Source organism: Chitinimonas koreensis (assembly GCF_014353015.1).
GTDB lineage: Bacteria > Pseudomonadota > Gammaproteobacteria > Burkholderiales > Chitinimonadaceae > Chitinimonas > Chitinimonas koreensis.
Map to the genome: position 1 here is coordinate 2470396 of NZ_CP060704.1, position 13761 is coordinate 2484156.

Sequence of the window (13761 nt, forward strand, 5' to 3'; positions counted from 1 at the left end):
CATCCAAGGAGTCTTGCCGATATGACCAGCCAAGCCGAACTGCTCGACGCGCTGAAGACCTGCATCGATCCCGACACCGGCCGCGACTACGTCGCCATGCGCGCGGTGCGCGATCTCAAGTGCGAGGACGGCCAGGCCAGCCTCACGCTGTGCCTGCCTTACCCGGCGCTGAGCCGCCATGCCGAGCTGGCGGCGCAGATCGAAGGCGTATTGCAGCAGGTGGCCGGGGTGTCGAACGCCACGGTGAAGGTCATGACCCAGATCGAGCCGCATACCGTGCAGCGCGGCCTTACGCCGCTGCCGGGCGTGAAGAACATCATCGCCGTCGCCAGCGGCAAGGGCGGCGTCGGCAAGTCGACCACCGCGGTCAACCTGGCGCTGGCGCTGGCCGCGGAGGGGCCCGCGTCGGCATCCTCGACGCCGACATCTACGGTCCGTCGCAGCCGATGATGCTGGGCCTGCAGGAGCAGAAGCCCGAATCGCCCGACGGCAAGTCCATCGTCCCGCTGCGCGCCTACGGCCTGCAGGCGATGTCGATCGGCTTCCTGATCGATGCCGAGCAGCCGATGGTCTGGCGCGGCCCGATGGTGACCCAGGCGCTGATGCAGCTCTTGAACGACACGCGCTGGGACGACCTCGACTACCTGCTGATCGACCTGCCGCCCGGCACCGGCGACATCCAGCTGACGCTGAGCCAGCGCGTGCCGGTGACCGGCGCGGTGATCGTGACCACGCCGCAGGACATCGCCCTGCTCGACGCGCGCAAGGGCCTCAAGATGTTCGAGAAGGTCGGCGTGCCGGTGGTCGGCGTGGTCGAGAACATGGCGATGCACATCTGCTCGAACTGCGGCCATGTCGAGGCGATCTTCGGCGAGGGCGGCGGCGCGCGGATGGCCGGCGAGTACGGCGTCGAGCTGCTCGGCCAGTTGCCGCTCGAGATGTCGATCCGGCTCTCGACCGACGCCGGCAAGCCCAGCGTGGCGGCTGACCCGGGCGGTACCGTGGCCGGCCTCTACAAGGCCATCGCGCGCAAGGTCGCGGTCAAGATCGGCGAGAAGGCGCGGGATTTCTCGGCTAAGCTGCCGAAGATCGTCATCCAGAACACTTAATCGCATATCCGCGGCGCATAGCCGCCGCGAACGCACGGAGCAAGGGAATGAGCATCAAGTCCGACCGCTGGATCCGCCGGATGGCGCAGGAACACGGCATGATCGAGCCGTTCGAGCCCGGCCAGGTGCGCTATGTGAACGAGCAGAAGATCGTCTCCTACGGCACCTCGAGCTACGGCTACGACATCCGCTGCGCCGACGAATTCAAGGTCTTCACCAACCTCAACTCGACCATCGTCGACCCGAAGAACTTCGACCAGAACAGCTTCGTCGACGTCTCCGGCAAGGGCTACTGCATCATCCCGCCCAACTCGTTCGCGCTAGCACGCACCGTCGAATACTTCCGCATCCCGCGCAACGTGCTGACCATCTGCCTCGGCAAATCGACCTATGCGCGCTGCGGCATCATCGTCAACGTCACGCCGTTCGAGCCCGAGTGGGAAGGCTACGTCACGCTGGAGTTCTCCAACACCACGCCGCTGCCGGCCAAGATCTACGCCGGTGAGGGCTGCGCCCAGGTGCTGTTCCTCGAAGCCGATCCGGACGACATCTGCGAGACGTCCTACCGCGATCGCGGCGGCAAATACCAGGGCCAGGTCGGCGTCACGCTGCCCAAGACCTGAGGCGGGCAGGGAACCGAAACGCCGGTCCGCGCTCTGAAGGTTTCGCCTAGGGTCGGCGAATTCGGATAGTGAAATCCTATCGCAACATTGAGCTTTTTAAATTGGACGCCAGGCCGCCCGCGGCCTAAATTTCGGCGTCTAGCTTCAACCACTCGTTCAAACGACTTCAGGAGAACCGATATGGCCGTCCTCGTTGGCAAGAAAGCCCCCGATTTCACCGCCGCCGCCGTGCTGGGCAATGGCGAGATCGTCGAAAACTACACGCTGTCCGGCGCTTCCAAGGGCAAGTACGCCGTGCTGTTCTTCTATCCGCTGGACTTCACCTTCGTCTGCCCGTCCGAGCTGATCGCCTTCGATCACCGCCTGGAAGAGTTCAAGAAGCGCAACGTCGAAGTGATCGGCGTCTCGATCGACAGCCAGTTCACCCACAGCGCCTGGCGCAACACACCGGTCGACAAGGGCGGCATCGGCCCGGTCGGCTACACCCTGGTGGCCGACGTGAAGCACGAGATCGCCAAGGCCTATGACGTCGAGAGCGACGACGGCGTCGCCTTCCGCGGCACCTTCCTGATCGATCGCGACGGCGTGGTCCGCCACCAGCTGGTCAACGACCTGCCGCTGGGCCGCAACATCGACGAAACGCTGCGTACCGTCGACGCCCTGCAGTTCACCGAAGAGCACGGCGAGGTCTGCCCGGCCGGCTGGAACAAGGGTAAGGCCGGCATGAAGGCCGATGCCGACGGCGTCGCCAAGTACCTGGCCGAGAACGCCGGCCAGCTGTAATACGCGCCGGCTGTATATGAAGAACCCCGCTCCGGCGGGGTTTTTTATTGCCTGTGCCGGCCATGGCTTCGTACTAGAGTGAATCCAGAGGCGCCTGCAGTGCGCAGATGGATACGAAATGAAGACGAACTGGACGAGATGGCTGGGAGCCATGCTGCTGCTGGGCGGCGCCTGTGCGACCGATGCGCCGAGGCCCTTGCTGCGCGTGGGCTTCAGCGTCGGCTCGCTGGCCAATCCTTTCTACACGGCGCTGATCCATGGCGCGGAGGCACAGGCGCGGCAGATCAACCCGTCCGTGCAGCTCACCACGCTGGCCAGCGACTATTCCTTGCACAAGCAGCAACTGCAGCTGCGGCGCTTCATCGCGGACAAGGTCGACCTGATTCTGTTGAACGCGGCCGACCCGGCCAAGCTCAGGCCGGTGATCCGCGATGCGCAGGCGGCCGGCATCGTGGTTGTTGCGGTGGATGTCCGTACCGAAGGCGTCGATGCCACGGTGCTGACCGACAACCACCAGGCGGGCGAGCTGGCCTGTACCTATCTTGCCAACTCGCTGCATGGGCAAGGCCGGGTGGTGATCCAGTCGGGGCCGCCGGTCTCGTCGGTCACCGACCGGGTGAGTGGTTGCCGCAGCGCCTTTGCCCGTTTCCCCGCGATCAAGGTGCTGTCCTATGACGGTGACGGCAAGGCATCTCGCTGGGGCGGGATGCAATTGATGCAGACCCAGCTCGAACGTTTCGACGATATCGATGCGGTGTTCGCGATCAACGACCCGCAGGCGCTCGGCGCCGACATCGCCGCACGCAAGGCCGGGCGGAGCCGGATGATCATCGCTTCGGTGGACGGTGCGCCCGACATCGAACAGGCGCTCAAGTCGGACAGTCTGATCCGGGCGTCGGCGAGCCAGGATCCTTATCTGATGGCCAGGACCGCGGTGAACGTGGGATACGACATCCTGAACGGCAAGGTGCCGGCCAACCGGATGATCCTGCTGCCGACCACTTTGGTGACGCGCGACAACCTGCCGCAATACCGCGGCTGGAACAGCCGCTAGGAGAGGGACTTCAGAACATCGTCAGGACATATAGAGAGGGAGTGCCGCGACCTCTTATATATGGGGCAAGCAGGTCTGCGAGACCCGTTTTGAAAATTCTTGCACGAAGGTGTTGACGAGTCTGGCGGTGATCCGTATAGTTCGCATCTCTGCTGCTGACGCAGACGAAAACGAAGCGAAAACGAACGAGTCTAGCCGAGTTTGAGTGCGAAAGCAAACGCTCTTTAACAAGATACAACCGATAAGCGTAGGCGCTTGGCGAAGGATGCCAAGGCTTACGTTGAATTGAAATCGTTTCGACGGTTTTGATTTTGCAATACGCCAAATGAAGCAATTTAAACAGAGATTGAACTCAAGAGTTTGATCCTGGCTCAGATTGAACGCTGGCGGCATGCTTTACACATGCAAGTCGAACGGACTTGGGGGCTTGCTCCCAGGTTAGTGGCGAACGGGTGAGTAATGCATCGGAACGTACCGTGTAGTGGGGATAACGTAGCGAAAGTTACGCTAATACCGCATGAGATCTACGGATGAAAGCAGGGATCGCAAGACCTTGCGCTATATGAGCGGCCGATGTCGGATTAGCTAGTTGGTGGGGTAAAGGCTCACCAAGGCGACGATCCGTAGCGGGTCTGAGAGGATGATCCGCCACACTGGGACTGAGACACGGCCCAGACTCCTACGGGAGGCAGCAGTGGGGAATTTTGGACAATGGGCGCAAGCCTGATCCAGCCATGCCGCGTGAGTGAAGAAGGCCTTCGGGTTGTAAAGCTCTTTTGTCCGGGAGCAAATCTGCGTGGTTAATACCCATGCAACTGAGAGTACCGGAAGAATAAGCACCGGCTAACTACGTGCCAGCAGCCGCGGTAATACGTAGGGTGCGAGCGTTAATCGGAATTACTGGGCGTAAAGCGTGCGCAGGTGGTTACGTAAGCTTGATGTGAAATCCCCGGGCTTAACCTGGGAACTGCATTGAGGACTGCGTGGCTAGAGTGCGTCAGAGGGGGTGGAATTCCACGTGTAGCAGTGAAATGCGTAGAGATGTGGAGGAACACCGATGGCGAAGGCAGCCCCCTGGGATAGCACTGACACTCATGCACGAAAGCGTGGGGAGCAAACAGGATTAGATACCCTGGTAGTCCACGCCCTAAACGATGTCTACTAGTTGTTGGGGTAGCAATACCTTAGTAACGCAGCTAACGCGTGAAGTAGACCGCCTGGGGAGTACGGTCGCAAGATTAAAACTCAAAGGAATTGACGGGGCCCGCACAAGCGGTGGATGATGTGGATTAATTCGATGCAACGCGAAAAACCTTACCTACCCTTGACATGCCAGGAATGCCGAAGAGATTTGGCGGTGCCCGAAAGGGAACCTGGACACAGGTGCTGCATGGCTGTCGTCAGCTCGTGTCGTGAGATGTTGGGTTAAGTCCCGCAACGAGCGCAACCCTTGTCCTTAGTTGCTACCATTCAGTTGAGCACTTTAAGGAGACTGCCGGTGACAAACCGGAGGAAGGTGGGGATGACGTCAAGTCCTCATGGCCTTATGGGTAGGGCTTCACACGTCATACAATGGTCGGTACAGAGGGTTGCCAAGCCGCGAGGTGGAGCCAATCCCAGAAAGCCGATCGTAGTCCGGATTGCAGTCTGCAACTCGACTGCATGAAGTCGGAATCGCTAGTAATCGCAGATCAGCATGCTGCGGTGAATACGTTCCCGGGCCTTGTACACACCGCCCGTCACACCATGGGAGTGGGTTCTACCAGAAGTAGCTAGGCTAACCTTAGGAGGCCGGTTACCACGGTAGGATTCATGACTGGGGTGAAGTCGTAACAAGGTAGCCGTAGGGGAACCTGCGGCTGGATCACCTCCTTTCTAGAGAAAATGGCGCTGTAGCCAAGTGTCTACACTTATCGGTTGTAGTAGTTAGAGAAGTACGGGAGCTGGGTCAGTAGCTCAGTCGGTTAGAGCACCGTCTTGATAAGGCGGGGGTCATAGGTTCGATTCCTATCTGACCCACCAGTAACTCGATTGGGGCATAGCTCAGCTGGGAGAGCACCTGCTTTGCAAGCAGGGGGTCGTCGGTTCGATCCCGTCTGCCTCCACCACATCGTTGCCGGGCTGGAAAGCGGAACGGGAGGATGTGGACAGGAACGAGAGTCCAGACAAGAGAATATTGAGCGTTGCGACGAGAGTCGCATGGCGGAGTATTTTATTGTTTGGCTTCTTGGCCGAATGGACGAAAGTCTGTACTTGATCTTTAAAAAAATGGAAGAAGTAACCAATGTAGTTCAATGACGAACTGGGCGATGAAAGTTGCCTGGGGAGTTGTAAAGGACTGCAATGGGTTGATTGTATCGACAGCTGGATCGTTCGAAAGAATGGATCTGGCATCGCAAACACCTGTAATCGATGCTTAGGCATTTTAGGTTATAGGGTCAAGCGAATAAGTGCATCTGGTGGATGCTTGGCGATCACAGGCGATGAAGGACGCGCAAGCCTGCGAAAAGGCTCGGGAGCTGGCAATGAAGCTTTGATCCGGGCATGTCCGAATGGGGAAACCCACCCGCAAGGGTATCCATACCTGAATCCATAGGGTATGAGAGGCGAACGCAGTGAACTGAAACATCTAAGTAGCTGCAGGAAAAGAAATCAACCGAGATTCCCCAGTAGTGGCGAGCGAAAGGGGAAGAGCCTGTACGTGATAGTCGAACGCTTAACAGAACGGAATGGAAAGTCCGGCCATAGTGGGTGATAGCCCGTATGTGAAAAGCGATCGGTGGTACTGAGCGTACGAGAAGTAGGGCGGACACGTGAAATCCTGTCTGAAGATGGGGGACCATCCTCCAAGGCTAAATACTCGTGATCGACCGATAGTGAACCAGTACCGTGAGGGAAAGGCGAAAAGAACCGCGGGAGCGGAGTGAAATAGAACCTGAAACCGGATGCATACAAACAGTGGGAGCCTCGTAAGGGGTGACTGCGTACCTTTTGTATAATGGGTCAGCGACTTACATTCAGTAGCGAGCTTAACCGAGTAGGGGAGGCGTAGCGAAAGCGAGTCCGAATAGGGCGTTCAGTTGCTGGGTGTAGACCCGAAACCAGATGATCTATCCATGGCCAGGTTGAAGGTGGGGTAACACCCACTGGAGGACCGAACCCACTAGTGTTGCAAAACTAGGGATGAGCTGTGGATAGGGTGAAAGGCTAAACAAATCTGGAAATAGCTGGTTCTCCTCGAAAACTATTTAGGTAGTGCCTCACGTATCACTTCCGGGGTAAAGCACTGTTATGGCTAGGGGTCATCGCGACTTACCAAACCATGGCAAACTCTGAATACCGGAAAGTGCGAGCGTGGGAGACAGACATCGGGTGCTAACGTCCGGTGTCGAAAGGGAAACAACCAGACCCTCAGCTAAGGTCCAAATGCATAGTTAAGTGGAAAACGAGGTGGAAGGCATAGACAGCCAGGATGTTGGCTTAGAAGCAGCCATCATTTAAAGAAAGCGTAATAGCTCACTGGTCGAGTCGTCCTGCGCGGAAGATGTAACGGGGCTCAAACTATGAACCGAAGCTAGGATATGCCGTAAGGCATATGGTAGAGGAGCGTTCCGTAGGCCTGCGAAGGTGGATTGTGAAGTCTGCTGGAGGTATCGGAAGTGCGAATGCTGACATGAGTAGCGATAAACAGGTGAAAGTCCCTGTCGCGAAAACCAAGGTTTCCTGCGCAACGTTCATCGGCGCAGGGTGAGTCGGCCCTAAGGCGAGGCAGAAATGCGTAGTCGATGGGAAACGGGTTAATATTCCCGTACCAATCTGTAATGCGATGTGGGGACGGAGAAAGCTAGGCAGCCGGGTGTTGGAAGTCCCGGTTTAAGCGTGTAGGCGTGTCTCGTAGGCAAATCCGCGAGACTAAGCTGAGGCGTGATGACGAGTCTGCTTGCAGACGAAGTGGTTGATGCTCTGCTTCCAGGAAAAGCCGCTAAGCTTCAGTTACAGATTGACCGTACCGCAAACCGACACAGGTGGGTAGGATGAGAATTCTAAGGCGCTTGAGAGAACTCGGGTGAAGGAACTCGGCAAATTGACACCGTAACTTCGGGAGAAGGTGTGCCCCGGTAGGTTGTAGCCTGTACAGGCGAAGGCCGATGGGGTTGCAGTGAAAAGGTGGCTGCGACTGTTTATTAAAAACACAGCACTCTGCTAACACGAAAGTGGACGTATAGGGTGTGACGCCTGCCCGGTGCTGGAAGGTTAAGTGATGGGGTGCAAGCTCTTGATCGAAGCCCCAGTAAACGGCGGCCGTAACTATAACGGTCCTAAGGTAGCGAAATTCCTTGTCGGGTAAGTTCCGACCCGCACGAATGGCGTAACGATGGCCACACTGTCTCCACCCGAGACTCAGCGAAGTTGAAATGTTTGTGAAGATGCAATCTCCCCGCTGCTAGACGGAAAGACCCCGTGCACCTTTACTGTAGCTTTGCATTGGACTTTGAACAGACTTGTGTAGGATAGCTGGGAGGCTTTGAAGCGGGGACGCTAGTTCTCGTGGAGCCGACGTTGAAATACCAGCCTGGTGTGTTTGAGGTTCTAACCTAGGTCCGTCATCCGGATCGGGGACCGTGCATGGTAGGCAGTTTGACTGGGGCGGTCTCCTCCCAAAGTGTAACGGAGGAGCTCGAAGGTATCCTAGGTACGGTCGGAAATCGTACTGATAGTGCAATGGCATAAGGATGCTTGACTGCGAGACTGACAAGTCGAGCAGGTGCGAAAGCAGGACATAGTGATCCGGTGGTTCTGTATGGAAGGGCCATCGCTCAACGGATAAAAGGTACGCCGGGGATAACAGGCTGATTCCTCCCAAGAGTTCACATCGACGGGGAGTTTGGCACCTCGATGTCGGCTCATCACATCCTGGGGCTGTAGCCGGTCCCAAGGGTATGGCTGTTCGCCATTTAAAGTGGTACGTGAGCTGGGTTTAAAACGTCGTGAGACAGTTTGGTCCCTATCTGCAGTGGGCGTTGGAAGTTTGAAGGGGGCTGCTCCTAGTACGAGAGGACCGGAGTGGACGAACCTCTGGTGTACCGGTTATGACGCCAGTCGTATCGCCGGGTAGCTAAGTTCGGAAGAGATAAGCGCTGAAAGCATCTAAGCGCGAAACTTGCCTTAAGATGAGACTTCCCTGGGGACTTGATCCCCTGAAGGGTCGTTCGAGACCAGGACGTTGATAGGTCGGGTGTGGAAGCGCAGTAATGCGTTAAGCTAACCGATACTAATTGCCCGTGAGGCTTGATCCTATAACCCAAGATGCCTGAGAGGGCAGGGTTTGCGAGGTCGAGTCGGTCAACCTAAAGAGTTACTTCTTCCATGTGAGGCTGGTGAGATACCGGCCGAACGAATATGAGTGCTGATCAGAGAGTTGATCGGGCTCCCAAGTTAATGCTTGGCGACCATAGCACGTTGGACCCACGCCTTCCCATCTCGAACAGGACCGTGAAACGACGTCGCGCCGATGATAGTGCGGTATACCCGTGTGAAAGTAGGTCATCGCCAGGCTCCCTCTAGAACGCCCCGAACTGATGTTCGGGGCGTTTTGTTTTGCTATTTCGTTTCCGGATTTGCGATATGTATTGGCAGCGATTGGAATCTGAATCCGCGTGATCGATGGGTTTCAGCACCTGTAGCCGTTAAAGGAAAAGCCCCGCAGGGATCATGCGGGGCTTTTTTTCTATTCACGCTGCAATCAACTGTCAGTCATCGCAGTTCCGCATAAGCCCTGTCCAGCCGTTCAATCCAGGCCGCCTTGTCCGATTCGTCCGCGAAGCTCGCCTCCAGGCTGTTGCGCGCCAATCCGTACCAAGTCTTCGCATCCCAGCCGAACGCCGCCTGTACCGCGCGGATATTGTCGCCGAGATAGCCGCCGAAATAGGCCGGGTCGTCGCTGTTGAGCGTGATCTTCAGGCCGGCGCCGATCAGCTGCGGCAGCGTGTGCATCGCCATCTGCGGGAAGACCCGCAGGCGCACGTTCGACAGCGGGCAGACGGTCAGCGCGATCTGCTCGCGCGCAAGCCGCTCCAGCAGCGCCGGGTCTTCGCTGGCCCGCACGCCGTGGTCGATGCGGCTCACTCCGAGCAGGTCGAGTGCCTGGTAGATGTAGTCCGGCGGACCTTCTTCGCCGGCATGGGCGACGACCGGCTTGCCCAGGGCGCGGCAGCGGGCGAACAGGCGCTCGAACTTGACCGGTGGATGGCCGCGTTCGCTCGAGTCGAGGCCGAAGCCATGGATACGGGCCAGGTAAGGTTCGGCCTGGGCCAGCGTCGCGAAGCCGTCTTCTTCGCTCAGGTGGCGCAGGAAGCAGAGGATCAATCGACTGCTGATGCCGCATTCGGCCTGCGCGGTGGCAGCGCCGGCTTCGAGCCCGTTCAGCACCGTCTCGAAGCCGATGCCGCGTGCGGTATGGGTCTGCGGGTCGAAGAAGATTTCGGCGTGGACGATGCCGTCCCGGTGGGCACGACGCAGGTAGGCCAGCATCAGGTCGTGGAAGTCGGCCTCGCAGCGCAGCACGTCGGCGCAGGCGTAGTAGAGATCGAGAAACGACTGCAGATCGCTGAAATCGTAGGCGGCGCGCAGCGCATCGGTGCTGGCATAGGGGAAGTCGATGTCGTTGCGCTGGGCCAGCGCGAAGGCGAGCTCGGGTTCGAGCGTGCCCTCGATATGGACGTGCAGCTCGGCCTTGGGGCAGGCGAGCGCGAAGGCGAGGGCGGCATCGTCGGTGGAGGCGGAGGTGGCCATGAAAATCTCCCGGAATCGGTTGCGGCATCGCTGTCGGGGCGGCGCGATCCACCTATGCAGGATAGGCCCTGCCGGCGAGCCGTGGACGGGACATCGCCGTGGCATGCCGCCGCCGATGACGAGCATTCCCGCCATGCTGCGCCGCCGCCGACTTTCATGCCATTGTGATTTACCGTGCCGGGTGCCGCAGCAGGCCCGGCTTGGCGACGGAGACTCGCCATCCCATACCCACAATCGAATCGAGGAGAAAACCATGCACAAGCGAACTGCACTGCTGGCAGCAACCCTGGCCGCCCTGGCCGCTACCGCGTCCGGCCGCGCCGCGGATTCCCCCACGGCGCCGCGCCCGGTCAAGCTGCTGATCATCAGCATGTTCGGCCCGAGGCCGAGCCGTGGATCAAGCCGCTGAACCTGGTCGACAAGGTGCCGGTCGCCGGCCTGTCGGCCGATTACCCGGCGCTGCTGTGCAATGCCGACGACGTCTGCCTGCTGACCACCGGCATGGGCCATGCCAATGCCGCGGCTTCGACGCTGGCGGTCGCGCTGGCGCCGCAGCTCGATCTGCGCCGCAGCTACTTCCTGATCGCCGGCATTGCCGGCATCGATCCGGCCCAGGGCACGCTCGGCTCGGCTGCCTGGGCGCGCTGGCTGGTCGATTTCGGCATCGCCCACGAGATCGACCCGCGCGAGGCGCCGGCCGGCTGGAAGACCGGTTACTTCGGCGTGATGAGCAAGGGGCCGGGCGACAAGCCGGCCTTCGACTACCGGACCGAGGCATTCCGGCTCGACGAGGCGCTGCTGCAACGCGTGCTGGCGCTCAGCGCCGGCACCGTGCTGGCCGACAGCGACAAGGCGCGCGCCTATCGCCGGCTCTATCGCGAGCGGGCGGCGAGCCAGCCGCCGCGCGTGATCCAGTGCGACACGCTGGCCGGCGATACCTGGTGGCACGGCCATCGGCTCGGCCAGCATGCGCGCGAATGGACCAAGCTGCTCAGCGACGGCGAGGGCAACTACTGCACCACCCAGCAGGAGGACAACGCGACCTACAACGCGCTGCTGCGCGGCCAGCAGGCCGGCCGGCTCGACGTGCGGCGGCTGGCGGTACTGCGCACCGGCGCCAATTTCGACCGGCCCTATCCGGGCCAGAGCGCCTATGCCTCGCTCAAGGCCGATTCGGGCGGCTTCCCGATCTCGACCGAGAACCTCTATCGCGCCGGCATGCCCTGGGTGCGCGACCTGGTGGCGCGCTGGCCGGAATGGCGCGAAGGCGTGCCCACGCACTGATGCGCGGCCATGCAAAAGGCCCGCCGCCGGATCCGGCAGGCGGGCCTTGCGAGGCGGCAAGCCCGGCTACAGCACTTCGGCCGCGTGGTCGGCCAGCCGCGAGCGCTCGCCGCGCTGCAGCGTGACGTGGCCCGAGTGGCCCCAGCCCTTGAAGCGGTCGACCACGTAGGTCAGGCCCGAGCTGCCCTCGGTCAGGTAGGGCGTGTCGATCTGGGCGATGTTGCCGAGGCAGACCACCTTGGTGCCGGGACCGGCGCGGGTGATCAGCGTCTTCATCTGCTTGGGAGTGAGGTTCTGCGCCTCGTCGATGATCAGGAACTTGTTGAGGAAGGTGCGGCCGCGCATGAAGTTGAGCGACTTCACCTTGATGCGCGAGCGGATCAGGTCGCGCGTGGCGGCGCGGCCCCATTCGCCCGATTCGCCGTCGGTCTGGTTCAGCACGTCGAGGTTGTCCTCGAGCGCGCCCATCCACGGCGCCATCTTTTCCTCCTCGGTCCCGGGCAGGAAGCCGATGTCCTCGCCGACCGGCACGGTGACGCGGGTCATGATGATCTCGGTGTAGCGCTTCTCCTCCAGCGTCAGCATCAGCGCCGACGCCAGCGTCAGCAGCGTCTTGCCGGTGCCGGCCTGGCCCAGCAGGGTGACGAAGTCGATGTCCGGGTTCATCAAGAGGTTGATGGCGAAGTTCTGTTCGCGGTTGCGCGCGGTGATGCCCCAGATCGCGTTCTTCGGATGGCTGTAGTCCTTGATCGACTCGAGTACCGCGGTCTTGCCCTCGACCGACTTGACCATGGCGAGGAAGGGCTTCTCGGCCTCCTGCCACACCATCTGGTTGAGCAACAGGCTGGCGCAGTCGCCGCCCTTGAGCTGGTAATAGGCGCGGCCGCCTTCCTGCCAGCTCTTCATGTCCTTGCCGTTCTTCTCCCAGAACTCCTGGTCGATCTCGCGCACGCCGGTGTAGAGCAGGTCGGTGTCCTCGAGCACCTGGTCGTTGAAGTAGTCCTCGGCGGCCAGGCCCAGCGCACGGGCCTTGATGCGCATGTTGATGTCCTTGGACACCAGCACGACCTCGCGCTTGGGATGCTGCTGGGCCAGTTCCATCACCACGGTGAGGATCTGGTTGTCGGCCTTGCCGACCGGCAGGTCGGCCGGCAGCTCGACGCGGGTGGCCTGGGTCTGCAGGAACAGGCTGCCGCTGGCCATGCCCTTGGACGGGCCGGACAGCGCCACGCCGCGGACGATCTCGCTCTCCTTGCCGCTGACGATGTCGTCGAGGAAGCGGCTGGCCTGGCGGGCGTTGCGAGCGACTTCGCTCATGCCCTTCTTGTGGCCGTCGAGTTCCTCGAGCGTCACCATCGGCAGGCAGACGTCGTGTTCTTCGAAACGGAACAGGCTGGTCGGGTCGTGCATCAGCACGTTGGTATCCAGCACGAACAGCTTGGTCGCGGATTGCTTGGCGGGGGCTTTACGGGCGGCCATGGGCTTCCTCTGGTCGGGTGGGATCACGAAGCGGGGATCACAAAAGCAAAACGCCCGTCGGGGCGGACGGGCGTTTCGGTCATTTCAGGCTCTCAACGTAGGCTAGCACTTCGTCGACATGGTTCGGCACCTTGACGCCGCGCCACTCGCGCACGATCTCTCCTTCCTCGTCCACCACGAAGGTGCTGCGTTCCACGCCGCGCACCTGCTTGCCGTACATATTCTTCATCTTCATCACGCCGAAGGCTTCGCACAGCGTTTCGTCCGGGTCGGACACCAGTTCGAACGGGAAGCCCATCTTGGCCTTGAAGCCTTCGTGCGACTTGATGCTGTCACGGCTGGCGCCGAACACCTTGCAGCCGGCGGCGAGGAAGGCATCGTGCTTGTCGCGGAAGTCGCCGCCCTCGGTGGTGCAGCCGGGCGTGTTGTCCTTGGGGTAGAAATAGAGCACGTAACGCGTGCCGCGGAGGGCGGCGGTGTCGAAGGCCTGGTTGCCGGTCATCGGCAGGTTCAGCTCGGGTACTGCGGTCATTACGTCCTCCGGTTTGAGTCGATTCTGGTGAAAAAAGACCGGTCGTACAAGCCGGTCGTTCCCGCCGCTACGCCAGCTCTGGGGCGGCTTGCGGCGAAGTGCTTG

General features: G+C 60.4%; 7 protein-coding genes, 1 tRNA gene, 3 rRNA genes and 1 pseudogene. 9 read left to right on the top strand and 3 right to left on the bottom strand.

Annotation, left to right across the window (positions count from 1 at the left end):
• Positions 1 to 21: 21 nt before the first annotated feature.
• From apbC to rrf, 8 genes and pseudogenes are all read left to right on the top strand, one after another.
• Positions 22 to 1109: pseudogene (gene apbC / locus H9L41_RS10595) on the top strand (iron-sulfur cluster carrier protein ApbC).
• 47 nt (positions 1110 to 1156) lie between these two features.
• On the top strand, positions 1157 to 1732 hold the full coding sequence (gene dcd, locus H9L41_RS10600; RefSeq protein ID WP_028448026.1) for a dCTP deaminase: 576 nt from the start codon (positions 1157 to 1159) through the stop codon (positions 1730 to 1732).
• Positions 1733 to 1912: 180 nt separating this feature from the next.
• A complete protein-coding gene (locus tag H9L41_RS10605) occupies positions 1913 to 2515 on the top strand; it encodes a peroxiredoxin (RefSeq protein ID WP_028448025.1) in 603 nt (200 codons plus the stop codon).
• Between the two features lie 118 nt (positions 2516 to 2633).
• Positions 2634 to 3569 carry an ABC transporter substrate-binding protein gene (locus H9L41_RS10610; RefSeq protein WP_051319415.1) on the top strand — a complete coding sequence of 312 codons (936 nt, stop codon included), beginning with the start codon at positions 2634 to 2636 and terminating at the stop codon, positions 3567 to 3569.
• A 348-nt stretch (positions 3570 to 3917) separates the two neighbouring features.
• Positions 3918 to 5444: ribosomal RNA gene (locus tag H9L41_RS10615) — 16S ribosomal RNA — on the top strand.
• Positions 5445 to 5514: 70 nt separating this feature from the next.
• Positions 5515 to 5591: transfer RNA gene (locus H9L41_RS10620), tRNA-Ile, on the top strand.
• Between the two features lie 414 nt (positions 5592 to 6005).
• Positions 6006 to 8866, top strand: a 23S ribosomal RNA gene (locus H9L41_RS10625).
• A 145-nt stretch (positions 8867 to 9011) separates the two neighbouring features.
• A 5S ribosomal RNA gene (gene rrf, locus H9L41_RS10630) occupies positions 9012 to 9125 on the top strand.
• The 16S, 23S and 5S rRNA genes sit together here with 1 tRNA gene alongside, the layout of an rRNA operon.
• Before the next feature lie 198 nt (positions 9126 to 9323).
• Here rrf and H9L41_RS10635 read toward each other — a convergent pair.
• Positions 9324 to 10361, bottom strand: a complete 1038-nt coding sequence (locus H9L41_RS10635) for an adenosine deaminase (RefSeq protein WP_028445905.1) — start codon at positions 10359 to 10361, stop codon at positions 9324 to 9326.
• Between the two features lie 423 nt (positions 10362 to 10784).
• Between H9L41_RS10635 and H9L41_RS10640 the strand changes: the two genes are divergently transcribed.
• Entirely contained in the window at positions 10785 to 11645 is an 861-nt protein-coding gene (locus H9L41_RS10640; protein WP_308419639.1) for a purine-nucleoside phosphorylase, read from the top strand.
• A 66-nt stretch (positions 11646 to 11711) separates the two neighbouring features.
• Here H9L41_RS10640 and H9L41_RS10645 read toward each other — a convergent pair whose 3' ends face one another.
• Together H9L41_RS10645 and H9L41_RS10650 are read right to left on the bottom strand one after the other, a co-directional pair.
• Positions 11712 to 13124 (bottom strand): PhoH family protein, encoded by a 1413-nt coding sequence (locus H9L41_RS10645; protein WP_028445907.1) that lies wholly within the window; start codon positions 13122 to 13124, stop codon positions 11712 to 11714.
• 79 nt (positions 13125 to 13203) lie between these two features.
• The gene (locus tag H9L41_RS10650; RefSeq protein WP_028445908.1) at positions 13204 to 13656 is read right to left on the bottom strand and encodes a peroxiredoxin; all 453 of its coding nucleotides are present in this window, start codon (positions 13654 to 13656) and stop codon (positions 13204 to 13206) included.
• Positions 13657 to 13761: the final 105 nt, after the last annotated feature.

Coding starts and splice junctions, on each gene's coding strand:
- dcd (WP_028448026.1), top strand. CDS start 1,157: ATGAGCATCAAGTCCGACCGCTGGATCCGCCGGATGGCGCAGGAACAC.
- H9L41_RS10605 (WP_028448025.1), top strand. CDS start 1,913: ATGGCCGTCCTCGTTGGCAAGAAAGCCCCCGATTTCACCGCCGCCGCC.
- H9L41_RS10610 (WP_051319415.1), top strand. CDS start 2,634: ATGAAGACGAACTGGACGAGATGGCTGGGAGCCATGCTGCTGCTGGGC.
- H9L41_RS10635 (WP_028445905.1), bottom strand. CDS start 10,361: ATGGCCACCTCCGCCTCCACCGACGATGCCGCCCTCGCCTTCGCGCTC.
- H9L41_RS10645 (WP_028445907.1), bottom strand. CDS start 13,124: ATGGCCGCCCGTAAAGCCCCCGCCAAGCAATCCGCGACCAAGCTGTTC.
- H9L41_RS10650 (WP_028445908.1), bottom strand. CDS start 13,656: ATGACCGCAGTACCCGAGCTGAACCTGCCGATGACCGGCAACCAGGCC.